Genomic DNA, 24719 nt, shown 5'->3' with positions numbered 1-24719 from the left:
GAAATCCCGGCCTTGATAAACTCAGTCTCACGACAATTCTCAGCGGTTTTCAACACCCAGAAGCCGGCAAATCTGGTCGAGCTGTTCCAAAGACGTGTATTTGATCTTCAGATCGCCAGACTCTTTGCCGGGCTTGTGACCGACGGTGACTTTCAGTCCCAATGTGTCTGCCAGCCGCTTTTCCAAGGCTTTCGTATCGGCGTCCTTTTGCGGCTTTTCGGTCGGGGTTTTATCCCCCTTTAATTTCGCCAGTGCATCGGGGTCCTGAGCGAGCTTTTCCGCATCGCGCACTGTCAGACCCTTTTCAACGATCAGTTCGGCCAAGGCCGCAGGATCATCAACCGTAATCAGCGCACGCGCATGACCAGCCGTCAAAAGCCCCTCAGCCAGATAGTCTTTGACTGAATTCGGCAGCTTCAACAACCGCATGGTGTTGGCAACATGGCTCCGGCTTTTACCGATGACCTTCGCCAACTCACCCTGGCTGTAACTGAATTCGGCAGTCAGCTGCTCATAGCCCATCGCTTCTTCGATCGGATTGAGGTCTGCCCGCTGCACATTCTCGATGATTGCGAGCTCTAATGCTTCCTGATCCGTGACGTCCCGGATGATGATCGGCGCTTCATGAAGCCCTGCCCGCTGAGCAGCCCTCCAGCGCCGCTCACCAGCAATGATCTCAAACCGGTTCGCTTTCCCGGCCGCGGGGCGAACGAGGATCGGCTGCACGATGCCTTTGGCTTTTAAAGACTCGGAAAGGTCCGCCAGATCCTTCTCTGTGAAGGTCTTGCGCGGGTTGCGCGGATTAGGCTCCAGATGCTCGATCGGGACCTTCCGACTGTCGCGAACCACTTTTTCAGGTGCCGGAGACGCCTCCGGCGCTGAATCGCCAATGAGAGCTGCAAGACCGCGGCCCAGCCGCTTGTTTTTGACGTCCTTGTCCGCCATTCCGCACCTTTTTCTTTTTATTTCAATAAGTTAAGTAGGATCAGTCGATATGTGGCCTGACCGATCCTTCCAACATGTCAATTCGGACCCGATTCGAGCGGTTCTTAGGCCGCAACGCTGCGCAGCTGCCGCTCTCGCTGAATGATTTCAGAAGCAAGGCGGAGATATGCCTGACTTCCGGCACATTTCAGATCATAGAGCAGAGCCGGTTTGCCGTAGGACGGCGCTTCGGAGATCCTGACGTTGCGCGGAATAATAGTGTCATATACGGCATCGCCCATCGTTTCGCGGACATCCGCAACGACCTGACTGGAGAGATTGTTCCGGCTGTCATACATCGTCAGAACGATGCCGTGGATGCTGAGCTCCGGGTTCAGAGCTGATTTCACCTGCTCGACCGTGCTCAACAACTGGCTCAGACCTTCAAGCGCAAAGAATTCACACTGCAGCGGAACCAGTATCGAATGGCTTGCAGACAGCGCGTTGATCGTCAGCAGGTTCAAGGACGGCGGGCAATCGACGAGGACATAGGTAAAGCCGATTTCCTTGAAGAGCCGGGAATGCGTCAGGTTTTCGATCGCATTGCGCAGACGGAAAGCGCGGTCGCTGGTTGAGGCAATTTCGAGCTCCAGGCCAAGAAGGTCCATGGTGGACGGGGCCACCCACAAGCGTTGTACCGCCGTTTCGCGGATCGCTTCGTCCATCGAGCAGTCGCCGCTCAGGATTTCATAGGTCGACAGGCCACGGTCCCGGTGCTCGATCCCAAGACCTGTCGAGGCGTTTCCCTGCGGATCAAGATCGATAACGAGGACTTTCTCCCCGATTGCGGCAAGCGCGGTACCAAGGTTGATGGCCGTGGTGGTTTTCCCAACCCCGCCCTTCTGGTTTGCGAGCGCAAGCACACGCGGCATTTCGGGAAGCATGTTCATTACCACCACACCTTCCTGGTTACTCTGACCGGGCTGAAATGTTTGAAAAAAGGAGCATCCGGCTCAAAGGATCAACAACACTTTCCTTTTCTACCAGATCGAACTGCCAAGAGTCAGACACTTCATCAAGTTCGCGCCGAAAATCCTGACCTTTGTGGAAAACAGCCTTTGCCCCTTGCGCTGTAAACGGCTCGGCGAGATCAAAAAGCAGTTTCAAAGAGGCCAAGGCACGCGCCGAAACCGCGTCTACCGGACCGTGGGTCCATCCTTCCGCAACCGATTCGATCCGGCCCGCATGGATAGTCCCTTTCGATCCGGTCTCTCTCAAAGCTGTCCGAAGAAACGCGGCCTTGCGCTGATTGCTCTCGATCATGTGGACATGAGCATCCGGCCGATCCGCCAGAAGGATCGCCGTCACAAGACCTGGGAACCCACCCCCACTTCCGATGTCGACCCAGACCTTCGCCTCTGGATAACTCCACTGCGTTTGCAGACTATCGGCCACGTGGCGGGTCCAAATGTCCGGAATTGTAGAGGGCGCAATAAGGTTTTGTGCGGGTTGCCACTTCAAAACCAGGTCCACGTAAATCCTGGAGACGATCCAACGTTTCACGTGAAACATCCCCAAACTTATACACAGCCTCTCCAGAACCATTCAACACCACGGAGCGCCCCATCAGGCCGCCCCTCGCTGAGACTGGCGTTTCAAGTGGGAGAGGATCAACGTCAGAGCTGCAGGTGTTATGCCATCCATGCGCGACGCCTGTCCCAGGGTGGCAGGGCGAATATCTGCGAGCTTTTGTTTGACTTCATTGGACAACCCGACAATCGCTTCGTAATCGAAACTATCGGGGATACCCAATGCTTCATCGCGCTTCAAAGCTTCGATATCAGCCGTCTGCCGCTCCAGGTAAACGGCATAAAGAGCATCTGTTGTCACCTGCTCAACAATTGCAGCGTCCATATGCCCGAGCTCCGGCCATACCAGTTGAAGCCCTTCAAACGTGACATTCGGATAGGACAGGAGATCGAAGGCAGAGCGGCGGACACCATCCTGATTGACAGGCAAACCCTTCTTTGTCGCTTCGTTCGGAGTTACGGTCAGGTTCTGCAACAAATCGCGCGCAGCCGAGATCTTTTCCATCTTCGCTTCATAGGCTGAACGGCGCTCATCGGACACGCAGCCGATCTCAATTCCGAGAGGCGTCAAACGTTGATCTGCATTGTCTGCTCTGAGGGACAGCCTGTACTCCGCCCGTGAAGTAAACATGCGATAGGGTTCTGTAATTCCCCGGGTGATGAGATCATCGATCATAACGCCGATATAGCCCTGAGATCGGTCCACGATAAACGGCGCCTTGTCCGCGACCTTCAACGCGGCATTCAAACCCGCCACAAGACCCTGAGCACCTGCCTCCTCATAGCCGGTCGTTCCGTTGATCTGACCTGCGAGGTAAAGCCCCGCACAACGCTTGGCTTCCAGGGTTGCTCGCAATTCCCGTGGGTCGACGTGATCATACTCGATGGCATATCCCGGCTGAATGACTTCTACATTCTCCAGCCCTGGAATTGTCCGCAAAAAGGCGATCTGCGCATCTTCCGGCAACGAGGTGGAAATCCCATTTGGGTATACCGTGTGATCATCCAGACCCTCAGGCTCCAAGAAAATCTGGTGGCCATCTCGATCGCCAAAGCGAACGATTTTGTCCTCAATGGATGGGCAATAGCGTGGACCGCGGCCCTTGATCTCACCGGAATACATTGCAGAGCGATCAAGATTGTCCCGGATTATCTGATGTGTTTCCGGCGTCGTCCGCGTGATATGACACGGTATCTGAGGGATCGAAATCTTGTTCGTCAGCGTTGAGAACGGGATCGGTTCTTCGTCGCCCGGCTGCTCTTCCAGCCGGTCCCAATGGATGGTCCGTCCATCCAACCGCGCAGGCGTGCCCGTTTTCAAACGGCCAAGGTCAAAACCAATCTGTTCCAGCGAGTGAGACAGCCCCATTGCGGGTGCCTCACCAGACCGCCCTGCCGGGATTTTTCTGCCCCCAATATGGATCAACCCGCGCAGGAAAGTTCCGCTTGTCAAAACCACTGCGCCGCAGTCAATAACCTGACCAGACCCTAGAAGAATGCCTGTCACGGATCCCGCATCAGCGCCGGAGAACCGAAGGTGGTCCGCTTCTCCCTCAACAACGGTGAGGTTTTCGATTGCGGCGATCTCCCGCTGCATCGCTTCCCGGTATAGCTTCCGGTCTGCCTGCGCCCTCGGCCCACGGACGGCGGGACCCTTCCGCCGGTTGAGCATGCGGAATTGGATACCGCCCTGATCGGCGACACGTCCCATAAGACCGTCAAGCGCATCGATCTCACGAACGAGATGCCCCTTCCCCAATCCGCCGATCGCCGGGTTACAGGACATTACGCCAATGGTCTCGAACTTGTGCGTCACGAGCGCAGTCCTAGCGCCCATGCGCGCAGATGCAGCAGCCGCTTCACAGCCGGCATGACCGCCACCAATTACCACAACATCAAACGATAGAACCTGATCGTTCATAGTCTCACCGCTTGCCCGGGTCGTTCTTCTTGCCGTGCGCCCGGCCATTCACATTCTGATTTCGGGATCATATCCGGATCTGAGCCGGAGCATTAGACACAGCTAAAGCCGGTCTTGTCGCCGCCTTTATACGCCGGACCTGCCCCTCAGGTCAAAAGAGATTTCGGCACTGGGAGGCAGCCATGCTCAAGCTCAGGTATCCCTACGACGCAAAGACCCGGAATGATTCACGTGAAACACATTCCGGTTCTGAATCAATCCAGACTTTTCCTGAAATGATTCACGTGAAACAATCTACTTCCCGATACAAAAATCCCGAAAGATCACGTCGAGAAGATCCTCCACATCAATCCGGCCGGTGATACGTCCAAGACTGTCCGCAGCTCGCCGCAGATCTTCGGCCCGAAGTTCCGTTGGCAAATGATCTGACGATACGGCCTGACCCAGGCCAGACAGGCAATCGCTCAAATAGTGTCGATGCCTTGCTCGTGTCGCCAGGGGTGCCTCGCCGACAGAAATCGTTTCCTCCGCAAAACGTGTCAGCGCATCAAACAGGCCCTTCATCCCTTCATCAGACTTACTCGATGCAGGAATTTCCTTGGTTGTTCCGGAAGAGTCTTGTTCCGGAAGAGTCTCAAGATCTGACTTTGTCCGCACTGTCCAGACAGGAACCTGAGTGGAGACATCCTCTGGCAGACCTGCTTGGGAATGCCCCGCTTCTACGCCACCTGGCTCAACAGCCCAAAGAATGAGGTCCGCCTGCCTTCCACGCTCTTCCGCGCGCCGAATGCCTTCCCGCTCAACAACACCATCCGTTTCCCGAAGACCTGCAGTGTCGACAAGAGTGACCGGATAACCTCCGAGATCAAGATGCACCTCGATTACATCCCGGGTTGTTCCTGCTTCCTCAGTGACAATGGCAACGTCCCGGCCGGCGATTGCATTCAGCAAGCTCGACTTGCCGGCATTGGGAGCCCCCATCAACACCACTTGCAGGCCGGATCGCAGACGCTCACCGCTCCGGGATTTTTCCAGGTGATCGGTAACTTCCCGCTGGAGCGCGGCAGCCTCTTTCCAGACTTCATCCGCGACACTGCCAGGAACATCCTCTTCATCAGCGAAATCGAAATCCGCTTCAATCATCGCCCTCATGTGTATGAGCCGCTTGCGCCAATCCTCATAGAGCGATCCGAGGGCGCCGCCCATCTGGCGGACAGCTTGTTTGCGCTGGCTTTCCGTTTCAGCAGCAATGAGATCCGCAAGGCCCTCCACCTCGGTCAGGTCCATCCGGCCCCGGTCAAAGGCTCGGCGTGTGAACTCTCCAGGTTCGGCCGGGCGGCAGTTTGGAAACTCGCTCAACACGCGAAGCATCGCCGCGACAACAGCCCGACCACCGTGGCACTGAAACTCGACAACATCTTCACCGGTGAAACTTGCAGGCCCCTCAAAGAAAAGGACAAGAGCCTCATCAATAGTTTCTAGGGAAGCCGGATCACGAAGCTTAGAAAGCATGGTTTTTCGTGGCGCGGGTGTCTTGCCGCAAAGCGCCTCTGTAACAGTTCTGACTTCAGGACCAGAGACGCGGATAACAGCAACCCCAGAAGGCACTGCACCACTCGACAACGCGTAAATCGTGTCAGCCATGTAACTTTCCGTTTGAGATCTTTCCAGTTGCCTCTTTATCAAGAAGCACGGATGTTCGAAAGATGCTGGCGACACTGGTCCATGGTCGGAACACTGCCCAGATCAAATCTCCGGTTTTTAGACCAAGAGACGTTGCACAGCCGAATCAAATTGGGCGGCTTGAGTAACGGATAGGTATATCTGTTTCACGTGAATCAAGCGGCATTGCCTGTCAGTAAGATTGGCAACTGAGTACGTAGATTATGAAGCTCTTACTGCCGTCCTCGCTACTACGAAGCTTGGGCGGCAAAAACAATCCGTACCCGATTCAATTCGGATTCACGTGAAACATTTTTCGAATCGCTAATTCCGGTGCAGGTTTCCGAAAACCGCCCCACCCATAAAATCTGTGTTTCACGTGAATCTCTGAACCCAGTTTTTAACTGAGCTGCGTTGATCACATCTGACGTCTAGCCCAAGTCTTGCGGTCCAGTCGATACAAAACATGTGGTGTAAGCGCATGGGTATCCGGAAGCATCGGGTGGAGAAAGTCATCCGCCGGATCTCGGCTCATACCAATCCGCGTCATGACCTTTTGAGACGGTGTGTTGGTTTCGGCTGTAAAGGATACAATCTCCTCAAGACCGATGGTTTCAAAGCCGAATCGAATCCAGGCTGTTGCAGCTTCACTCGCATAACCCTTCCCCCAGGCTGACCGCTTCAACCGCCAGCCAACTTCAACGCATGGACCAAACGGAAGCGGCTTGGCGTATGCAGGAATACTCAACCCAACGAACCCAAGAAACTCATATGTGTCCTTGGTTTCCACCGGCACAAAACAAAAACCATCCTGTTCTTGCTTTGCCTTGGCCCTATCAATCAAAGCGGCGGTTTGATCAAAGGTGAGCGGCTCGGGAAAATACCGCATGACCTCTGGGTCAGCGCACATCTGGGCAAACGGTTCAAGATCGGCATCTTGCCAGTTACGGCAGATCAGCCGCTCTGTTTCCAAGAGAAAGTTTTGGGTCATAAAACGGGTCCGAATCTAAACCTGGATTCACGTGAAACATGTCTTAACAAAAGGTAAAGGCGTGACCCGATTTGGATCACGCCTACACCGATAACAACGATCGTGAGATGAAACGATCAGGTGTTCATGCTGTCGAAGAAGTCGTCGTTCGACTTTGTTTGCTTGAGCTTGTCGAGCAGGAATTCGACCGCATCCACTGTCCCCATCGGATTGAGGATCCGGCGCAGAACGAATGTCTTTTTGAGACGCTCCGGCGGAACCAGCAATTCCTCCTTACGCGTACCGGACCGTTGAATGTCGATCGCCGGATAAACACGCTTGTCGGAGATTTTCCGATCCAGGATGATTTCGGAGTTACCCGTGCCCTTGAACTCTTCGAAGATAACTTCATCCATCCGGCTGCCGGTATCGATCAGCGCCGTTGCGATGATAGTGAGGGACCCACCCTCTTCAATGTTACGAGCCGCACCAAAGAAGCGTTTCGGACGCTGAAGCGCATTCGCATCGACACCACCGGTAAGAACCTTACCGGAAGACGGCACGACCGTATTATAGGCGCGGCCAAGGCGGGTGATGGAATCCAGCAGGATAACAACGTCACGGCCATGCTCAGTGAGGCGCTTTGCCTTCTCGATCACCATCTCGGCGACCTGAACGTGGCGGGAGGCCGGTTCGTCGAATGTGGACGAGACCACTTCACCGTCGACCGTCCGTTGCATGTCCGTCACTTCTTCCGGGCGCTCATCGATCAAAAGAACGATCAAGTAGCATTCCGGATGATTGTTGGTGATGGACTTTGCAATGTTCTGAAGGAAGACGGTCTTACCGGTCCGCGGCGGCGCCGTGATCAAGGCACGCTGGCCTTTGCCAAGCGGGGCAACCAGATCGATGACCCTGGAGGACAGATCCTTAATCGTCGGATCTTCGATTTCCATCTTGAACTTTTCGTCCGGATAGAGCGGCGTCAGGTTGTCAAAGTGAACCTTGTGCCGGGCCTTGTCCGGGTCTTCAAAATTGATCGTGTTGACTTTCAAAAGCGCAAAATACCGTTCACCCTCTTTCGGGCTCCGGATCTGGCCTTCGACAGTGTCCCCTGTCCGCAGTGAGAACCGCCGGATCTGAGACGGAGACACATAGATGTCGTCCGGACCTGGCAGGTAGTTGGCGTCTGGCGACCGCAGGAAGCCAAAACCATCCTGCAGGACTTCAACAACACCTTCGCCGATGATCTCTACGTCTTGAGCAGCAAGGTTCTTCAGGATTGCGAACATCAGCTCCTGCTTGCGCATGGTGCTGGCGTTTTCGACTTCAAGCTCTTCCGCTTTTTGCAGAAGCTCGGTCGGTGTTTTTTCTTTTAGGTCTTTGAGTTTCATTTCCCGCATCGAGTTTGGGGTCTTAACGTTGATATGGATATTGGTTTGGAAGGTCGTTCCGGACCCAGGAAGATGGGAGGGCCGGAAAAATCTGAAAGACGTCTAACTGTGTCCAGATTGCCGGTGAACGCGGAATGTCAAGCTACGCAGCGTCACCAAATCGAAGTGGCTGGAAGATACGTTGTTTCGTCGGCGAGCGCAAGACGGGAATTCTGCCGGTTCTTTGGGCATTGTTGCGTTGCACCCAAAAAAGGCGGCCATCCCTTCGAACGCCGCCTTTCTTTACGTCAGTTTTAATCAGAAATCAGAACGGTTTCACAATCACCAAAATGACAACAATGATCATGATTACCGTCGGTATCTCATTGATCATGCGGAAATAGCGTGTGGACCGGGTGTTCTGATCCGCGGCAAACGCCTTCACGCATTTCGACAGGTGGCCGTGAAACCCGGACATGATGAACACAAGAAGAAGCTTGGCGTGAAACCAGCCATCACTCCAGGCATTCAATTCGTAAGCTGTCCAAAGACCAAACACCCATGATGCAATCATGGCCGGTGTCATGATGGCTTTCAGCAGCCGCCTTTCCATCACCTTGAACGTTTCCGATTGGACGGAGCCAACCTCTGCGTCCACGTGGTAAACAAACAGCCGTGGCAGGTAAAGCAAACCGGCCATCCACGCGATGATGGAAATAACGTGAAGGGACTTCACCCAGAGATAAAGGTCCATCGATTATCCCTGTTTCACCATCTCAACCATCAGCGCAACATTGTCCGGATCCGCGTCCGGCGTCACACCGTGGCCGAGATTAAAGATGAACGGTCCTTTGTCGAACGTTTTCAGGATGTGCTGAACACCGTCTTCCAATGCTTTGCCGCCAGCGACAAGACGCATCGGATCCAGATTGCCCTGGATTGGAACCTGTTTCTGGATCTCCAATGCCAAATGGTCCGGCGCTGTCCAGTCGAAGCCAACCGCATCCACACCCGTTCCCTTGATATAGGCGTCCATACGAGCGGATGAGGCTTTCGGGAAACCGATGATCTTGGCATCCGGCCGGGCTGCTTTCACACCATCGACAATCTTGCGCGTCGGTTCAATACTCCACCGCTGAAACCCGGCATCATCCAGAACACCAGCCCAGGTATCAAAGATTTGAAGCGCATCAGCGCCCGCATCCAATTGGCGGATCAGATAGGCAATCGACGCAGTGATGAGCTCGTCAATAAATCGCTGCATCAAGTCCGGATCTTTGTAAGCACCAACACGGGCAGCCACCTGATCCTGTGTCGTGTGACCGGCAACCGAATAGCAGGCAACTGTCCAGGGAGCGCCACAGAAGCCGAGCAACGTCGTTTCTTCAGGCAGATCCGCTCTGAGGCGCGAAACCGTTTCTATGACCGGTTTGAGATGATCCTCGGCCTTGTCCTGTTCGAGACGGTCAATCAGTTCTGATGACAGAGGTTCCAGAACTGGTCCCCGTCCTTCTTCAAACCTCACCGGATATCCGATGGCGTCCGGCACGACGAAGATGTCCGAGAACAAAATACTCGCATCAAAGCCATAGCGGCGGATCGGCTGGAGAGTGACCTCGGTTGCGAGATCCGGGGAATAGCAGAAGTCGAGAAAGTTTTTCGCCTTGGCTCTGACTTCCCGATATTCGGGGAGATAACGGCCGGCTTGACGCATCATCCAGATGGGTGGTGGCCAGATCTTTTCTCCGGAGAGAACCCGCATTACGGCTCTGTCTTTGGACTTCATACGGTCGCGCCTTTCCCACATTTCAAATCTAATAAGATTCTATATTTGAATCTGTTTTTTATATTAGAGCGTGGATTACCGGGATCCTTTTTCATCCACAATCCGTCACTCCGATATCTGTTTAGGGAAAAATCCGGCAGCAAACACGCGTTAACTCCTCCCCAGGAGTCGATAACAAAATTTCGCGGGCAATTACAGCGATTTAGAAAAGTGTTTACCTTTCGTTAAGAATTTGGGCGTTGGTGGATAGCCTGTCGAAATGTCACAGGCCTCATGTTGATCCACAAAACCTCACAACCATTCCGGTTTCAGTTTCCCGGCGTTTAGACATTGTTAATAAAATCGGCGGAGCGGGAATAAATCCGTGCTAGGCAGAGAGCAATGACAGCAACTCCCAAATCATCAACACCCCTGGGGATGACACCGTGAATAATCCGAGACACTACTTTCATCTGCATCTGGTCTCGGACTCCACTGGCGAAACCCTGATGACGGTCGCGCGTGCTGCGACGGTTCAGTACGAAAATGTCCAGGAAATCGAGCATGTTTACCCGCTGGTGCGATCACACAAGCAGCTCGACCGGGTGATCAGTGAAATCGAAAAAGCGCCGGGAATTGTCCTCTACACTTTGGTGGACGAGGAAATTGCTCAGAGGCTCGAACAAAAATGCCGTGAATTGGGAACGCCCTTCGTCAACATTCTGGACCCGGTCTTCGCGGTCTTTCAGTCCTATTTGAATGTCACGCAGACCCACCGTATCGGTGGTCAGCATGAAATGGATGCCGAGTATTTCAGCCGGATGGAAGCGCTGAACTACACCATGATGCATGACGACGGGCAGATTTGGGACGATCTGGAGTCCGCCGATATCGTGCTGCTTGGGATTTCAAGAACCTCAAAAACACCGACATGCATTTATCTGGCGAACCGCGGCATCAAGGCGGCGAATGTGCCGCTGGTTCCGGACATTCCGCTCCCCGAAAGCGTCAAATCCTTGAAGAACCCGATGGTGGTGGGATTGATCGCCTCTGCAGAACGGATCCAACAGATCCGCCGGAACAGAGTTTTATCATTAAATTCAGAGGGTTATAACGATCAGTATGTTGATCGAAAAGAGATCTCCCGGGAGATCAATATGACCCGGCGTCTGTGTTCGGAACACAACTGGCCGCTGATAGACGTGACGCGCCGGTCGATTGAAGAAACGGCTGCGGAAATTCTGACTTTGTTCAAAGACTACAAGACAGCACGTGAAAACGGAGTATCGGAGTAATCCGGACTTTTCATTTCAAGAGGATATCATGGCACTGGTTTTGGCAAGCGGCAGCAAGATCCGCGCTGAACTGATGAGAAATGCGGGTCTGACCATCGATGTCGATCCGGCAAATGTGGACGAACGCGCCGTGGAGGTTCCGCTCCTGGAAGCCGGGTTCCCACCGGAAGACTTGGCCAGTGTTCTGGCGGAAGCAAAAGCAAATGACGTCAGTGCGCGCCGTCCGGGCGATCTTGTGATCGGTGCAGATCAGATCCTTGCGTTTGAAGGTGAGCGCAGGACCAAACCGGACGATATGGAAGCGGCCCGCCGACAATTGCTGGCATTTTCCGGAAAAACCCATGAACTCCTGTCGGCTGTCGTGATTTCAAAAGGCGGTGAAGCGATTTGGCGGCATGTCTCGACGGCCCGTTTGACCATGCGAACCTTGTCGCCAGCATTTGTCGGCCACTATCTGGCTGAGGCGGGCGACGACGTCTTGTCGAGTGTTGGCGCCTATCAGTTGGAAGGATTGGGTCTGCAACTCTTTGAAAAGATTGATGGTGACTATTTCACGATCCTCGGTTTGCCGATGCTGCCGCTATTGGCGCAGCTGCGGGAACTCGGAGTGATCGAGGCATGAGTGGGGCCACCAGAAAAGCCGCGATTACAGGGTTTCCGGTTGATCAATCCCGATCTCCGCTCGTGCATGGATATTGGCTCAAGAAACACGGCCTTGACGGAGAGTATGGCCGGGTGCCGGTCACACCGGAAACAGCCAATGCCTTTTACAAGGATTTTGCCGCCTCCAGATTGATCGGCGCGAACGTGACCGTACCGCACAAGGAGGTTGCCGCTGCAGCCTGCGCTCATCTGGACGATGCGGCCAAAGCCATGGGTGCTGCCAACACGCTCTGGCTGGATGAGACCGGGGCATTATGCGGCGCAAATACCGACGGGCTTGGTTTTTTGGGAAATTTGGATCAATTGGCACCCGGTTGGGATGCATCTGGCGGAACAGCTGTCGTTCTGGGCGCCGGCGGAGCGGCGCGGGCCATCATATGGGCTCTGCTCTCCCGTGGATTCACAGCGGTGCATATTGTCAATCGAACCTTTGAAAAAGCCAAAGCTGTTGAGGATCAATTTGGATCTCAAACGACAGCGCATGCTTGGGACAAGTTGGGGACATTTCTTGGAGAAGCAGATCTCTTGGTGAACACGACGGCACTTGGCATGACGGGTAAAGCACCGCTGGAAATTGATCTTGATCCGCTGCCGGTCTCCGCGCTTGTCACCGATATCGTCTATGCGCCATTGGAAACCGACCTCCTCAAACAGGCCGCGGAACGCGGTAACAAAACCGTTGATGGCCTGGGCATGCTGCTTCACCAGGCCGTGCCGGGATTTGAGCGCTGGTTTGGTGTTCGGCCCGAGGTTGATAAGGAATTGCGCGATCTGGTTTTGGCCGATCTCGGAGTAACACCGTGATCAAGCTTGGATTGACCGGGTCCATCGGTATGGGAAAATCGACCACCGCCAAGATGTTCGCTGAACTCGGTGTGCCAGTACACGATTCAGACGCGACGGTGCACGCGCTCTATTCGGGCCGCGCGGCACCACTCATAGAAGCAGCTTTTCCCGGAACTGTGGTTGACGGGACCGTCGATCGAACCCTGCTGTCCCCGCATGTGCTTGGAAAACCGGCAGCGATGAAGCGATTGGAAGCCATCGTACACCCCTTGGTGCGCGAAGAAGAACTGGCGTTTCTTGAAAAAGCTAGAGTGGCTCGCCATCGGGTGGTGGTGCTGGACATTCCGCTGTTGTTTGAAACCGGTGGCGACAAGCGGGTCGACGGTGTCGTGGTCGTGACGGCAGATGCAGATGTCCAGAGAAAACGTGTCCTAGATCGGCCGGGGATGACCGAAGACCGGTTTGAGGCGATCCTTTCAAAACAAATGCCGGATGCCGAAAAACGCAAACGCGCGCATTTTCTGATCGACACGGGGTCGGGAATGGACGCTGCACGCCGGTCGGTCGCCGCTGTCTTGAAAGCCTCGGCCGCAATAGGCTGAGGGTTTTGGCTGTTCTTCTTGCTGAAGACCGGGGAAAACCTGACGCTGATCTTGCGTCAGGGCCAGCCGCTTGCGCAGATGGGACAGGCGGAAAACAGGCGGAACCATGCGGGAAATCTCATTCGATACGGAAACCACAGGTCTTAATCCGCGCGGCGGAGACCGTTTGGTCGAAATCGGGGGTGTGGAACTGATCAATCACGTTCCAACCGGTAACTCCTATCACGTCTATATCAATCCGCAGCGCGACATGCCGGAGGAAGCCTTTCGGGTTCACGGGCTGTCGGCAGAGTTTTTGTCCGACAAACCTCTCTTTGAGCAGGTCGCAGATGAATTTCTGGAATTTGTCGGCGATGCAACGCTTGTGATTCACAACGCGGCCTTCGACATGGGCTTCATCAATTTCGAGCTCGAAAAGGTTGGCCGGCGCACCATCCCGAATACCCAGGTGATCGATACGCTCGAGATCGCCCGGCGCAAGCACCCCACTGGCCCGAACTCGCTCGACGCCCTTTGCTCAAGGTACGGCATCGACAATTCCAAGCGTGTCAAACATGGCGCGTTGCTCGATGCGGAAATCCTAGCCGAAGTCTACCTGGAAATGATCGGCGGCAAACAGCGTGCGCTGATCCTGGACCCGGATGAAGAAGATGGCCTTGGAGGGTCTAGAGACACAGGATCAGAGCCTGGAGAGCTCGGCTCCTTCAACGCTCGTCCCCGTCCGGTGCCTTTGTCTGCGCTTTTGAGAGACGACGAATTCACCGCCCACAAGGCCTTTGTGGACGGCATGGGCGACGGCGCGCTCTGGAAGAAATATGGTGGGTGAGCCATTACTGTCGTGAATGGGAGCCGAAGTGGGGCAGCATCAAGAAGTTTGGTTGTATGGCGCAGGCGGGAACTCGATCTGCGCGCTGATTAATGGTTCCGTTGGTTGGCTCATGTACCTCCGATACAACGGTGATATCGGATTTTGTTCCAGAAACCCCGATTACACCGGAGATCCCGATGCTGAGATCGGATACATGTTGGCCAATGGTCAACAAGATTGGTATCCGGCATCCTGGGCTGTTTCGCGTCAGCAAGTACTGGATGCACTCGACTATTTCCGTGCAAATGAAAAACCATCTCCGAATATCACTTGGTACAATGATTCCGGGGACGGCTCATGCATTTGACGTATGCTTGATTTCATAACAAAAACCCCGGCGCTGGGCCGGGGTTGATTGTAACATTTACAAAGACATCAGAGCATTGACGGCAGGACGCGGTCCGGCGGGCGGTGCCCATCCATGAACGTCTTGATATTGATAATAACCTTCTCGCCCATTTCAATCCGGCCTTCGATCGTGGCCGAGCCCATGTGCGGCAAGAGGACTACGTTATCGAGCTTGATAAGCTTCGGATTGACCGCGGGTTCGTGTTCGAACACATCGAGGCCTGCACCCGCCAGCTCTCCTGCTTCCAGCATCCGGATCAGGGCGTTTTCGTCGATCACCTCGCCGCGCGCGGTGTTCACCACATAGGCGTCTTTTTTCAAAAGCTTGAGGCGACGGGCAGAGAGCAAGTGGAATGTTCCGGGCGTATGCGGGCAGTGAACCGAAACGACATCCATCCGCGCCAGCATCTGATCGAGGCTCTCCCAGTAGGTCGCCTCAAGCTCTTCCTCAACAGCTGCCGGCACACGGCGGCGGTTATGGTAATGGATGGACATGCCGAAGGCCTTGGCGCGGCGGGCAACAGCCTGACCGATCCGGCCCATGCCGATGATTCCAAGGCGTTTGCCCCAGATCCGGTGGCCCAGCATCCAGGTTGGCGACCAACCGGCCCAATCACCGCTTTCCAACGCGTGGATCCCGGCCGACAGGCGGCGCGGCACGGCGAGCATCAGAGCCATCGTCATGTCGGCTGTGTCTTCAGTCAGAACACCCGGTGTGTTGGTGACATTGATGCCGCGGTTGTTGGCGGTGACGACGTCGATGTTGTCGACACCATTACCGAAGTTGGCGATCAGTTTGAGGTTTTCGCCGGCCTGGGACAGGACGGAGGAGTCGATCCGGTCGGTGACCGTCGGCACCAAAACATCGGCGGTCCGCACGGCTTCCACAAGTTCTGCCTGGCTAAAGGGCCTGTCACTTTCATTGAGGCGCGTTTCAAACAATTCGCGCATCCGGGTTTCGACCACATCCGGAAGTTTCCGGGTCACAACGACGACAGGCTTCTTTTTCGCCATACTAACTGCCTTTCGGGCTTCGTTGAGGAATCCTTAACCCCAACGGATTCACCTTGACGCTACGCGGAGCGCAAGCGGATGACACCACTCCCTTTTCCTTACCAGATGATCCGTCAGAAACAAGGGATTGGGTGCATTCCTCAGCCAAACAGATAAGCTGATTCCGGCCTACTGGTTTTCGCGTCCACTTTTCTGTAGTGGTGTGCCTTAAACAACCGTTCGATAACAATTGGACTTACCGACAATATGGCCCGTTCGATCGCGATTGCGTTTTTCCTGCTTACTTTTGGGGTGATGACCGGTGGCACGTCAGTGGCACCGCCTGCCTTTGCTCAAGGCACAACCACAGGCGCAACCGGATTGCCCGTTCCCCGCTTTGTTAGTTTGAAGTCTGACCGGGTGAATGTCCGCCTCGGCCCATCCCGCGAACATGACATCGCGTGGACTTTCGTTCAGTCCGGCCTGCCGGTGGAAATCATTCAGGAATTTGAAAACTGGCGGCGCATCCGCGACTGGGAAGGCAAGCAGGGTTGGGTGTTCCATTCTTTGCTGTCCGGACGGCGGACAGCTCTCGTAACACCCTGGGAGAAGGACAACCGCACACCACTGCGTGCCCGCTCACAGTCTGATGCAGACATCGTTGCCGAACTGGAACCGTTTGTTCTGGCGGCTGTCGGTGAATGTGCCGGCGGCTGGTGCCGTGTGAGCGGTGAAGAGTTCAACGGCTGGCTCGATCAAACCCGCTTGTTCGGTGTTTATCCGGATGAACTGATCGAGGACTGAATTGCTGCTAATTTGGCAATAAAAAAGGCGGCCCATTGGCCGCCTTTTGTTTTTTTGAGCGCGTGCGAATCAGTCGGCGCGGCTTTCCTGAACTTTCAGCTCGTCCAGACGCGGCATCGACATGATGTTGTAGCCGCTGTCGACGAAGTGGACTTCACCGGTCACGCCCCCGGAAAGATCCGAAAGAAGGTAGAGACCTGTGCCGCCGATTTCGTCGAGAGACACAGTCCGCTGCAGCGGAGAATTGCGCTTCTGGAAATTGAACATCAGCCGGGCATCGGACACACCAGATCCTGCCAGGGTCCGGACAGGACCGGCAGAAATGGCATTGACGCGGATGTTCTGAGGTCCGTAGTCGGCAGCAAGGTAGCGAACCGAAGACTCCAGAGCTGCCTTGGCTACGCCCATGACGTTGTAGTTCGGCATCACCTTCGTCGCGCCGCCATAGGTCAAGGTGACGATGGACCCGCCATTCGGCATCAGGTCTGCTGCGCGTTTCGTGATCTCAGTGAAGGAGAAGCAGGAGATCACCATGGTCCGGGAGAAATTGTCCCGGGTGGTGTCAGCATATTTGCCCTTCAGTTCGTTCTTGTCGGAAAAGCCGATCGCGTGGACCAGGAAGTCGATGGAGCCCCACTCTTCCTTCAGCTTGGCAAAGACGGCGTCCACGCTGTCGATGTCTTCCACATCGCACGGAAGCATCAAGGTGGAGCCGACGCTTTCTGCAAGCGGTTTTGTGCGCCGGCCAAAAGCTTCACCTTGATAGGTGAATGCGAGCTCTGCGCCATGTTCCGCCAACGTCTTGGCAATACCCCAGGCAATGGAGTGATCGTTGGCAACGCCCATGATCAGCCCGCGTTTGCCCTTCATCAAATCAGACATATACCGCTCCTCAGCCGTGATAACGCGACATCGCGAGCGATGCGTTGGTGCCGCCGAAGCCGAAGCTGTTGGACAGGACCGTATCGAGACCGGCATTGTCCACGCGGGTCGTTACGATTTCTTCCGGCTTCAGGGCCGGGTCGAGTTCGATGACGTTTGCGGATGCCGTGATGAAATCGTTCTGCATCATGAGCAGGCAGTAGATCGCTTCCTGAACACCGGTCGCGCCGAGGCTGTGTCCGGTCAGGGACTTGGTGGAGGAAACCGGCGGTTGGTTTTCACCGAAGACGCGGCGAATTGCCTCGATCTCACCGACATCACCGACCGGTGTCGAGGTGCCGTGTGAGTTGATGTAGTCAACCTTGCGGTCGCCGAGCGTGCTCGTTGCGATCCGCATGCAGCGCTCACCGCCTTCACCGGATGGGGCCACCATGTCGTAACCGTCGGAGTTGGCTGCGTAACCGGTTACTTCTGCGTAGATTTTCGCGCCGCGGGCCTTCGCATGTTCCAGTTCTTCCAGAACGACGACACCGCCGCCGCCAGCAATGACAAAGCCGTCGCGGGTCGCATCATAGGCGCGCGAGGCCGTTTCCGGTGTGTCGTTGTACTTGGAGGACATGGCACCCATAGCGTCGAACAGGCAGGACAGGGTCCAGTCGAGTTCCTCGCCGCCGCCTGCAAACATCACGTCCTGCTTGCCGAACTGGATCTGCTCCGTTGCAGCACCGATGCAGTGCGCGGACGTCGAACAGGCCGAGGTGATGGAATAGTTGATGCCCTTGATCTTGAACGGGGTCGCAAGACAGGCCGAGTTGGTTGAGCTCATCCCGCGGGTCACCATGAACGGGCCCATGCGCTTCGGAGAACCCTTTTCGATGACGATCTTATGCGCCTGGAACAGGTTTTTCGTGGACGGACCGCCGGAACCCATGATCAGGCCGGTGCGCTCGTTGGAAATGTCGTTTTCTTCCAATCCGCTGTCAGCAATTGCCTGCTGCATGGAGATGTAATTGTAAGCCGCTCCATCGCCCATGAATCGCAGCTGTCGCTTGTCGATGAGCTCGGGAATGTCGACGTTCGGCATGCCGTGGACCTGGCTGCGAAAGCCATGCTCTGCATAGTCGGGGGCGAAGCTGATTCCGGATTTTCCTTCCCGGAGGCTTGCCAGAACTTCTTGTGCATTGGAACCGATGGATGACACGATTCCGATCCCGGTGACGACAACGCGTCTCATTGCGGTCTCCTAACGTTTCGATGGGCTTTGTTTCGACTCTTCGGTCCGGCCCTTAGAATGGATGAACCGGCGCGTCCCTTTTAAGGAGCGCCGGCTTGAACTTTTCTGGCTCTGCAGAACCGGAGTTTAGGCGGTGGAAAGGCCCACACGCAGATCTTTTGCCTTGTAGATTTGCTCGCCGTCAGCTTTCAGCCAGCCATCTGCAATGCCCAGAACCAAGCGGCCTTTCATGACGCGTTTGAAATCAACGCCATATTCCACCAGCTTCGTTTCCGGTGTGACCATGCCCTTGAACTTAATTTCACCTGTGGAGAGCGCCATGCCTTTGCCCGGCAATCCCTGCCAACCCAGATGAAAACCAGTCAGCTGCCACAGGGCATCGAGGCCCAAGCAGCCCGGCATGATCGGATTGCCTTGGAAGTGGCACGGAAAGAACCACAAATCCGGCTTGATATCGAATTCCGCCCGGACGTAGCCCTTGTCATATTCGCCGCCGGTCTCGGAAATCTCCGTAATCCGGTCGAACATCAACATCGGGGGTAGAGGCAATTGTGCATTGCCGGGGCCAAACAGCTCGCCGCGGCCGCAGGCGAGAAGAGCTTCGTAGTCGTAGCTGGAGCGGCGCTCGGTCATTCACTTTCCGTCTTTTTGGCCAAGACTCTTTTAGGAGAGAGCCTTGTTATGGGTTTGTTTTCGTTTCGATTGTGGCGCCTTCCTAACACAGGGGAACCATGACCGAAAGATGTCGTACGCGTGAAGTTTGCCCCTTTTTCTGCGGTTTTTCGAACTTATTGAATGCTGCGCTGCACGAATTTTATAGGAGGCGGAGAAAGTAGCTCTGCGTTAAAAACTTGCATATAAGGTGCAAGAAATGGCAGATATAGGCCAGTGCTTGGGTTTTTGGCCCACTTGGAACAGCTTGATGGCGCGGATTTGATGCGCTGTGAAATGGCAAGAAAGACTTGGACCGGATCTGAATGGCAATAGAGATGGTGACTGAAACAGCCGGGAAAGACGTGACCGATATGCTGCGGGACGCTGGCCTTCGGCCGACCCGCCAACGTGTCTCCCTGGCCGAGCTTCTGTACTCCAAGGGCGACCGGCACCTGTCTGCTGAACTCCTGCACGAAGAAGCTGTTGCTGCTGACGTCCCGGTGTCTCTGGCAACGGTTTACAACACGCTGCATCAGTTCACCGAAGCTGGCCTTCTGCGGGAAGTCGCAATTGAGGGCAACAAGACCTACTTCGACACCAAAGTCTCCGATCACCATCACTTCTTCATCGAAGGCGAGAACAAGGTGATCGACATTCCAGGTGAAGGCGTTGGCATTGGAGAACTTCCTGACATTCCGGAAGGGATGGAAGTCGTTCACGTCGATGTGGTCGTGCGCTTGCGGAAAAAGTCCTAAGCTATCCGGCTTTCAAAGCTCAGCGACGAAGTAGTCAGCAATCCCTTCGATTTTGGGAAGCGACTTTTGGCCGTTCGGCTGAAATCCGATTTTCATCAAAAGAGCGGAAGACCGGGCGTTTTCCGGATGCGTGATTGCGCAGAGCTGCGATAACCCGAGCTCAGAGCGGGCAAACTCGACAACGGCCTCAGCGGCTTCAAGCGCATAGCCCTTGCCTCGATGGTCTTTGTGGAATGCATAGCCGAGATCCGGCATCTCCAACCCGTCCCGTACAACAAGGCCGCTGAGACCGACAGGGTCATCGCTGTCTTTTTCTGTGACAATCCAAAGCCCGACACCCTCGTTTTCGTCAAAACCCGGCAGCACTTTTTCATCGATGTAAGCGCGCGCGGCGTCCAAGTCCGTGATGCCGCGGTCAGCAATAAAACGAATGTAGTCCGGATCGCTCATCAGCGATTGATAAAACGCGGCGTCAGAAAGTTCCGGCAATCGGAAACGAAGTCGTCGGCTTTGCGGCATGCCATCTGGTTTCAGCATGAACTGGCCTTTTCGCGCTCGATGATGGCTTTGGCCCGGACCGCGATATCTGGCACGGCATCGAACTTTTCTTTTTCCGGGCTTTTGCAAAGATCATAGATAACGCAGCGCTTGCACTCTGGCTTGCGCGCCTTGCAGATATACCGTCCGTGAAGGATCAGCCAGTGGTGGGCGTGGAGCGAGAATTCCTTCGGCACCGCCTTTTCCATCGACTTTTCAACATCAAGCGGAGTCTTGCCTGGGGCTATGCCGATACGGTTCCCGAGCCGGAACAAATGCGTGTCGACCGCTATGGTCGGATGGCCGAAAAAGATATTGAGCACAACATTGGCCGTTTTCCGGCCGACGCCCGGGAGTTTTTCCAGCGCTTCCCGATCTTCCGGCACTGCGCCGCCGTGATCACGGATCAGCTGCTCGGACATCAGAATGACGTTTTTGGCCTTGGTCTTGAAAAGGCCGATGGTGCGGATTTCTTCGCGAACCTTGTCTTCGCCCAGCGCAACCATCTTTTCCGGCGTATCCGCGAGTTGAAACAGATGTTTCGTCGCCCGGTTGACGCCGACATCCGTGGCCTGGGCCGACAAAAGAACCGCGACCAGCAACGTATAGGCATTGATATAATCGAGTTCCCCTTCAGGCTCCGGATTGTCTGCGTGGAACCGTTGAAAAATCTCGTAGGTCTCCGCTTTTGTATAGCGGGACCGCTTCAGGACTTTGCCCGGATTATCGACCGACGGAGCCTTCTTTCGGACCTGCGCCGATTTGACAGATCGTTTTGCCGGTTTGGCGGTGGCTGGGCTCTTTGCTTGCGTCATCTTCTCTCTATAATCCTCTCCCATGAGCGGGAACAATTCAGATCAGAGCCGTTTTGACAATACGGAAAGCGAAGACCGGCCGTTTTTTACAGCTGTTCTGACGCCCTACCGGTCGCTTGGTCCGAACGGGTTCCTTATCCTCATGCTCTGTTTGGGCCTTATCAGTTTTGTTGCCGGTGCTGTGTTTTGGAGCATTGGGGCCTGGCCGGTGTTTGGGTTTTTTGGCCTCGACATGGCGCTGATCTGGCTGGCGTTCCGGCTGAATTACGCCTCGGCGCGGCAGTTTGAAGAAATTCGTCTGTCACGCCATGAAATCCTTGTCCGCAAGGTTGGCCCCGGCAAACGGAACCTTGAATACCGGTTTAATCCGATGTGGGTGCGGTTATCCGTCGATAAAATAGAAGATGAGGGTGTGACCAAGATCTCGCTCACAAGCCGCGGTGAGACCGTGGACCTCGGCAATTTCCTGAATCCGGAGGACCGCACGAGTTTTGCCGGTGCCATGACCAATGCTCTTGCCACAGCAAAAGCAGGCGGCGTTTAGAGGATCCTTCAAACCGGCCTTGTCTCCGGAGAGGGCCTCAATCGGGCGGTGGCGAGCAGAACGGCCATTCCTGCCAAAGACACTGCCGAGGCGACATACAGCACCGCGCGGTAGTCGACAGCCGACGCAATAAAGCCCATTGAAACGCTGCCGATCATGCCGCCCAGGAACAGGCTGTTCATGTAAACAGCTGTCGCCCGCCCAGGCCGGTCAGGGGCAAAGCTCTGCACGAATGTAATCGCCACTCCGGCGAAGAGGCCGTAATGAATGCCTTCCAACACAGCGACCGCCGCGACCTGCCAGACTTCACTCACCTGCGCGAACAACAACATGTCGATGACTGCAAGACCCGCTGAAAAGAGCAGGATTGTGCGCACACCAAATCGTTCTGCCAAACGGACGGATGCCAGGATGATGATGACCTCCAGAAGGCATTTCACCGACAGTGACAGACCGGGTGTGAACCCCGGCAGGCCGACTTGATCGATGAAGTAAAGCGGCATCACTGAGACAAATAGGGAATTGGTGATGACGAAGGTGAGGCAGATCAGTCCGGCCGTTATGAGCCCCCAGTTGATGGGGTCCTTGTCGGCAGATGACGTGTCTTTGGTCGGCGCGCGAAAGCCTTTCGGCATCACGACATGCCACAATACGAGATACAAAAGACCGAGCCCGAAGGCGCTGATAAACGCAGCCTGAAAGCCGAATTGTGCTGCGATCGAAAACGCGGCTGCCGGGCCTATCATCCAGGCAAGTGAAACCGACATGCGCAGCCAAGAATTCATCCGGCCGATATCAAGACCGGCCCGATCTGCATAGAGGCGGCCATAGGTGAAGACGATCCCCGAGCCCATGTTGGAAAGGCTCATCAAGGGGGCGACGAGTGCCAGCAAAAGCCAGAGTTCTGTAGTTTGTGTGAGGAGGCCAACAACGGCAAGGAAGGCGATCACGGCAATCAAAAGCTGCGGACGGACCAACACTCCATGATCCAGCCGTTCCCCGGCCCATCTGTTGGTCAGCAACGTCAGCGGGGCCACAAGACCGGTGTATAGCCCGATTTGCCATGGGTTAGCGCCCAGCCCATCGACGATGAAATACCCCATCATCGGGACGAGCGACGACACACACATGCTGTTAGTGAGCTGCAGCGCAATGATCAGCATTGCTTGCCGCGGCAAAAATCTGGAACTGGACACGAAATCGCCTTTGGGAGAGTCAGGCATCTGAAAAGATGCTGAAACCGTACCCCGGCACGTCTGGGGTGTCATCAGGCAAAATACAATTTTGGTTCAATGCTGACTTGGAGGTGCCCAACAAAGAGTTCCCATAAGCAGTCGGCAAATTTTGCCCAGTCGTCAGGTGCCCTGTGCATATCGGAAAACGAGATCGGCCGGTCCGTTGCCGTTTTTTGAAGGGTTCCGCAAGGTTTTCATCTGTGCAGATGCGCTTGAGAGAGCAACATGGCCATGATGGACAACTTGGCGGGCCAGCAGCAACAGCTCGCGTTGGATGAAAAACCTGACCGGGCGCTTCCGCCCACCTATGCAAGTTACGACTGGATTAGCGAAGGTCTGGCGGAACGGTCGGGCGAAAATGCGGTCATCTACACCTATTGGGACCAGCCGTTTGGCTGCAAGGTCCAGCGTCAGAACCGGGAACCGGAAGACTTTCTGCCCGACTGGCCGGTTCTCGATGCTCCGGATTATGGTCGCAAAGCAGAGCTCAAAAGCGTCCTCTCCCATCATCCCAAGACCCTTGGAACCGGAATTGCGGCCGGACCGGGCGTGGATAAGGCGTTTCAGGATTACATAGCGACCCTGCCGCTGACCCTGACCCGGTTCGCCGCACCGTTCGGCGCGCAGCAATGGCTGCTCTTGGATCTCTTCCGCCGAGCGCCGGGCCTTTGGCGCAAGGTCCATCAGCAAACCGGGCTTGGACGGCTCGGAACGTTATCCCTGACGCTCGAGCTCTTTTGCGCCGCAGGCCGTACGCGCCCGCAACAACGCCAGCAACTCGCAACAGCCCTCAATGAGACAACGCGTGAAGTCGTACTCACCCGCTATCTTGGCCAAACGCCGGACCCGTCTCTTCTTGCGCTTCTGGAACAGGTCCCGCCTGGCTCCGGCTTTCTGGAACACCGTGCCCTTAAGGCGGCGCTCAACCAGAAAAGCGACACCCTGGAATTGAAAGATCTTGTTCGGATGAAGGACGAGATGACGGACAGGATCCTGAAACAAACCGATTGGCCGGACACGCTGCAGATCCGCGCGCTTCTGGACCAGGGTCTCTCCTTCGCCCGCATTCTGCATATCGTCCAGTCGGGTTTAAGAAACCTGACCGAGGCTGAGTGTGCCGGTGCCTTGAAGGCGTTAAAACTGATTGCCTCGCCCCAGAAACTGCAATGGTGGCTGGCGCACTGGACAATGCTGGCGGGCCGAAGCCGGGAGGTTCCGCCGTCGCCCATTCCGGCAACCTCCCTGTTGTCTCCACTACAGACATGTTCCGCGATCGAGGAGGAAAACCGCCGCATGCGCAACGGCATCGCGCCCTATGTCCCGGACGTTCTGGCGGGGGATCTTTATTTCTATCACTGGGACGGCCACCCGGCGGCCACCCTCTGCCTTGCCGTTTCTGGCAATGGTGACTGGACTTTACTTGAGGCGCTGGGCGAAGACGGCGTCCCGATCCACGAAGAGGCTCTGGCCGAGATTTTGTCGGCGGTTCAGGCGGGCTAG

The 24719-nt window shown here is 55.4% G+C and carries 25 protein-coding genes and 1 pseudogene; 10 read left to right on the top strand and 16 right to left on the bottom strand.

Translation table 11 applies throughout. The features are described 5' to 3' along the window. Positions 1–39: 39 nt before the first annotated feature. From ACVDG4_RS19885 to hemE, 9 genes and pseudogenes are all read right to left on the bottom strand, one after another. On the bottom strand, positions 40–945 hold the full coding sequence (locus tag ACVDG4_RS19885; protein WP_133952735.1) for a ParB/RepB/Spo0J family partition protein: 906 nt from the start codon (positions 943–945) through the stop codon (positions 40–42). Positions 946–1049: 104 nt separating this feature from the next. Beyond that, positions 1050–1874: a ParA family protein gene (locus ACVDG4_RS19880; RefSeq protein WP_133952734.1), complete on the bottom strand. Its 825-nt coding sequence runs from the start codon at positions 1872–1874 to the stop codon at positions 1050–1052. 19 nt (positions 1875–1893) lie between these two features. After that, positions 1894–2479 (bottom strand): annotated as a pseudogene (gene rsmG, locus ACVDG4_RS19875) (16S rRNA (guanine(527)-N(7))-methyltransferase RsmG). A gap of 71 nt (positions 2480–2550) precedes the next feature. After that, the gene (gene mnmG, locus ACVDG4_RS19870; RefSeq protein ID WP_447236394.1) at positions 2551–4434 is read right to left on the bottom strand and encodes a tRNA uridine-5-carboxymethylaminomethyl(34) synthesis enzyme MnmG; all 1884 of its coding nucleotides are present in this window, start codon (positions 4432–4434) and stop codon (positions 2551–2553) included. A gap of 294 nt (positions 4435–4728) precedes the next feature. Beyond that, entirely contained in the window at positions 4729–6078 is a 1350-nt protein-coding gene (gene mnmE / locus ACVDG4_RS19865; protein ID WP_447236393.1) for a tRNA uridine-5-carboxymethylaminomethyl(34) synthesis GTPase MnmE, read from the bottom strand. 436 nt (positions 6079–6514) lie between these two features. Continuing rightward, positions 6515–7087, bottom strand: coding sequence for a GNAT family N-acetyltransferase (locus tag ACVDG4_RS19860; protein ID WP_447236392.1), 573 nt, complete (start codon positions 7085–7087; stop codon positions 6515–6517). A gap of 116 nt (positions 7088–7203) precedes the next feature. Then, positions 7204–8469 carry a transcription termination factor Rho gene (gene rho / locus ACVDG4_RS19855; protein WP_133952729.1) on the bottom strand — a complete coding sequence of 422 codons (1266 nt, stop codon included), beginning with the start codon at positions 8467–8469 and terminating at the stop codon, positions 7204–7206. A 295-nt stretch (positions 8470–8764) separates the two neighbouring features. Beyond that, positions 8765–9193: a protoporphyrinogen oxidase HemJ gene (gene hemJ / locus ACVDG4_RS19850; RefSeq protein ID WP_008195943.1), complete on the bottom strand. Its 429-nt coding sequence runs from the start codon at positions 9191–9193 to the stop codon at positions 8765–8767. 3 nt (positions 9194–9196) lie between these two features. Then, entirely contained in the window at positions 9197–10225 is a 1029-nt protein-coding gene (hemE, locus tag ACVDG4_RS19845) for a uroporphyrinogen decarboxylase (protein WP_447236391.1), read from the bottom strand. 425 nt (positions 10226–10650) lie between these two features. Here hemE and ACVDG4_RS19840 point away from each other — a divergent pair, with 425 nt between their 5' ends. From ACVDG4_RS19840 to ACVDG4_RS19815, 6 genes are all read left to right on the top strand, one after another. After that, positions 10651–11499: a pyruvate, water dikinase regulatory protein gene (locus ACVDG4_RS19840; protein WP_306149163.1), complete on the top strand. Its 849-nt coding sequence runs from the start codon at positions 10651–10653 to the stop codon at positions 11497–11499. A 28-nt stretch (positions 11500–11527) separates the two neighbouring features. Beyond that, positions 11528–12121, top strand: a complete 594-nt coding sequence (locus tag ACVDG4_RS19835; protein WP_447236390.1) for a Maf-like protein — start codon at positions 11528–11530, stop codon at positions 12119–12121. Then, positions 12118–12966 (top strand): shikimate dehydrogenase, encoded by an 849-nt coding sequence (locus tag ACVDG4_RS19830; protein ID WP_447236389.1) that lies wholly within the window; start codon positions 12118–12120, stop codon positions 12964–12966. The genes ACVDG4_RS19835 and ACVDG4_RS19830 overlap by 4 nt, the downstream gene beginning before the upstream one ends. Further along, positions 12963–13550 carry a dephospho-CoA kinase gene (gene coaE, locus ACVDG4_RS19825; RefSeq protein ID WP_447236388.1) on the top strand — a complete coding sequence of 196 codons (588 nt, stop codon included), beginning with the start codon at positions 12963–12965 and terminating at the stop codon, positions 13548–13550. Before ACVDG4_RS19830 ends, coaE begins: the two co-directional genes overlap by 4 nt. Positions 13551–13656: 106 nt before the next feature. Continuing rightward, positions 13657–14376, top strand: a complete 720-nt coding sequence (gene dnaQ / locus ACVDG4_RS19820) for a DNA polymerase III subunit epsilon (protein WP_447236387.1) — start codon at positions 13657–13659, stop codon at positions 14374–14376. 28 nt (positions 14377–14404) lie between these two features. Further along, positions 14405–14725, top strand: coding sequence for an Imm1 family immunity protein (locus ACVDG4_RS19815; RefSeq protein WP_447236386.1), 321 nt, complete (start codon positions 14405–14407; stop codon positions 14723–14725). Positions 14726–14793: 68 nt separating this feature from the next. Here ACVDG4_RS19815 and ACVDG4_RS19810 read toward each other — a convergent pair whose 3' ends face one another. Next, entirely contained in the window at positions 14794–15780 is a 987-nt protein-coding gene (locus ACVDG4_RS19810) for a 2-hydroxyacid dehydrogenase (RefSeq protein ID WP_209180624.1), read from the bottom strand. A 294-nt stretch (positions 15781–16074) separates the two neighbouring features. Here ACVDG4_RS19810 and ACVDG4_RS19805 point away from each other — a divergent pair, with 294 nt between their 5' ends. Then, positions 16075–16563 carry an SH3 domain-containing protein gene (locus ACVDG4_RS19805; RefSeq protein ID WP_133952853.1) on the top strand — a complete coding sequence of 163 codons (489 nt, stop codon included), beginning with the start codon at positions 16075–16077 and terminating at the stop codon, positions 16561–16563. Between the two features lie 69 nt (positions 16564–16632). Here ACVDG4_RS19805 and fabI read toward each other — a convergent pair whose 3' ends face one another. The 3 genes from fabI to fabA form a co-directional block, all read right to left on the bottom strand. Further along, entirely contained in the window at positions 16633–17445 is an 813-nt protein-coding gene (fabI, locus tag ACVDG4_RS19800; RefSeq protein ID WP_209180628.1) for an enoyl-ACP reductase FabI, read from the bottom strand. Between the two features lie 10 nt (positions 17446–17455). Then, a complete protein-coding gene (gene fabB, locus ACVDG4_RS19795) occupies positions 17456–18679 on the bottom strand; it encodes a beta-ketoacyl-ACP synthase I (RefSeq protein WP_447236385.1) in 1224 nt (407 codons plus the stop codon). Positions 18680–18805: 126 nt separating this feature from the next. Continuing rightward, positions 18806–19312, bottom strand: a complete 507-nt coding sequence (fabA, locus tag ACVDG4_RS19790) for a 3-hydroxyacyl-[acyl-carrier-protein] dehydratase FabA (protein ID WP_133952721.1) — start codon at positions 19310–19312, stop codon at positions 18806–18808. A 344-nt stretch (positions 19313–19656) separates the two neighbouring features. Between fabA and irrA the strand changes: the two genes are divergently transcribed. Further along, positions 19657–20088, top strand: a complete 432-nt coding sequence (irrA, locus tag ACVDG4_RS19785) for an iron response transcriptional regulator IrrA (protein ID WP_286183853.1) — start codon at positions 19657–19659, stop codon at positions 20086–20088. 12 nt (positions 20089–20100) lie between these two features. On the opposite strand, the gene ACVDG4_RS19780 is transcribed toward irrA, so the two are convergent. Both ACVDG4_RS19780 and nth read right to left on the bottom strand, forming a co-directional pair. Continuing rightward, entirely contained in the window at positions 20101–20625 is a 525-nt protein-coding gene (locus ACVDG4_RS19780) for a GNAT family N-acetyltransferase (protein ID WP_409686358.1), read from the bottom strand. After that, complete coding sequence (nth, locus tag ACVDG4_RS19775) at positions 20619–21440, bottom strand: endonuclease III (protein WP_409686356.1); 822 nt, start codon at positions 21438–21440, stop codon at positions 20619–20621. Before nth ends, ACVDG4_RS19780 begins: the two co-directional genes overlap by 7 nt. Positions 21441–21462: 22 nt before the next feature. Between nth and ACVDG4_RS19770 the strand changes: the two genes are divergently transcribed. Then, positions 21463–21984 carry a DUF2244 domain-containing protein gene (locus tag ACVDG4_RS19770; RefSeq protein WP_209180637.1) on the top strand — a complete coding sequence of 174 codons (522 nt, stop codon included), beginning with the start codon at positions 21463–21465 and terminating at the stop codon, positions 21982–21984. An 8-nt stretch (positions 21985–21992) separates the two neighbouring features. Here the strand turns inward: ACVDG4_RS19770 and ACVDG4_RS19765 are convergent, their stop codons facing one another. Next, positions 21993–23180: an MFS transporter gene (locus ACVDG4_RS19765; protein WP_447236384.1), complete on the bottom strand. Its 1188-nt coding sequence runs from the start codon at positions 23178–23180 to the stop codon at positions 21993–21995. Positions 23181–23444: 264 nt separating this feature from the next. On the opposite strand from ACVDG4_RS19765, the gene ACVDG4_RS19760 reads away from it, so the two are divergent. Then, positions 23445–24719, top strand: coding sequence for a hypothetical protein (locus ACVDG4_RS19760; protein WP_447236383.1), 1275 nt, complete (start codon positions 23445–23447; stop codon positions 24717–24719).

The organism is Roseibium sp. MB-4, from assembly GCF_053005265.1.
Note: the sequence above shows the minus strand (reverse complement) of the source record. Positions and strands in the feature narration are given on the sequence as shown.

Bases quoted from the DNA above. Each gene is read 5' to 3' on its own strand.
- fabI (WP_209180628.1), bottom strand. From the start codon at position 17,445: ATGTCTGATTTGATGAAGGGCAAACGCGGGCTGATCATGGGCGTTGCC.
- mnmE (WP_447236393.1), bottom strand. From the start codon at position 6,078: ATGGCTGACACGATTTACGCGTTGTCGAGTGGTGCAGTGCCTTCTGGG.
- ACVDG4_RS19805 (WP_133952853.1), top strand. From the start codon at position 16,075: ATGACCGGTGGCACGTCAGTGGCACCGCCTGCCTTTGCTCAAGGCACA.
- nth (WP_409686356.1), bottom strand. From the start codon at position 21,440: ATGACGCAAGCAAAGAGCCCAGCCACCGCCAAACCGGCAAAACGATCT.
- dnaQ (WP_447236387.1), top strand. From the start codon at position 13,657: ATGCGGGAAATCTCATTCGATACGGAAACCACAGGTCTTAATCCGCGC.
- fabA (WP_133952721.1), bottom strand. From the start codon at position 19,312: ATGACCGAGCGCCGCTCCAGCTACGACTACGAAGCTCTTCTCGCCTGC.
- ACVDG4_RS19810 (WP_209180624.1), bottom strand. From the start codon at position 15,780: ATGGCGAAAAAGAAGCCTGTCGTCGTTGTGACCCGGAAACTTCCGGAT.
- ACVDG4_RS19760 (WP_447236383.1), top strand. From the start codon at position 23,445: ATGGCCATGATGGACAACTTGGCGGGCCAGCAGCAACAGCTCGCGTTG.
- fabB (WP_447236385.1), bottom strand. From the start codon at position 18,679: ATGAGACGCGTTGTCGTCACCGGGATCGGAATCGTGTCATCCATCGGT.
- mnmG (WP_447236394.1), bottom strand. From the start codon at position 4,434: ATGAACGATCAGGTTCTATCGTTTGATGTTGTGGTAATTGGTGGCGGT.
- ACVDG4_RS19885 (WP_133952735.1), bottom strand. From the start codon at position 945: ATGGCGGACAAGGACGTCAAAAACAAGCGGCTGGGCCGCGGTCTTGCA.
- hemJ (WP_008195943.1), bottom strand. From the start codon at position 9,193: ATGGACCTTTATCTCTGGGTGAAGTCCCTTCACGTTATTTCCATCATC.
- ACVDG4_RS19860 (WP_447236392.1), bottom strand. From the start codon at position 7,087: ATGACCCAAAACTTTCTCTTGGAAACAGAGCGGCTGATCTGCCGTAAC.
- ACVDG4_RS19835 (WP_447236390.1), top strand. From the start codon at position 11,528: ATGGCACTGGTTTTGGCAAGCGGCAGCAAGATCCGCGCTGAACTGATG.
- rho (WP_133952729.1), bottom strand. From the start codon at position 8,469: ATGCGGGAAATGAAACTCAAAGACCTAAAAGAAAAAACACCGACCGAG.
- ACVDG4_RS19830 (WP_447236389.1), top strand. From the start codon at position 12,118: ATGAGTGGGGCCACCAGAAAAGCCGCGATTACAGGGTTTCCGGTTGAT.
- ACVDG4_RS19880 (WP_133952734.1), bottom strand. From the start codon at position 1,874: ATGAACATGCTTCCCGAAATGCCGCGTGTGCTTGCGCTCGCAAACCAG.
- irrA (WP_286183853.1), top strand. From the start codon at position 19,657: ATGGCAATAGAGATGGTGACTGAAACAGCCGGGAAAGACGTGACCGAT.
- ACVDG4_RS19780 (WP_409686358.1), bottom strand. From the start codon at position 20,625: ATGCTGAAACCAGATGGCATGCCGCAAAGCCGACGACTTCGTTTCCGA.
- ACVDG4_RS19770 (WP_209180637.1), top strand. From the start codon at position 21,463: ATGAGCGGGAACAATTCAGATCAGAGCCGTTTTGACAATACGGAAAGC.
- hemE (WP_447236391.1), bottom strand. From the start codon at position 10,225: ATGAAGTCCAAAGACAGAGCCGTAATGCGGGTTCTCTCCGGAGAAAAG.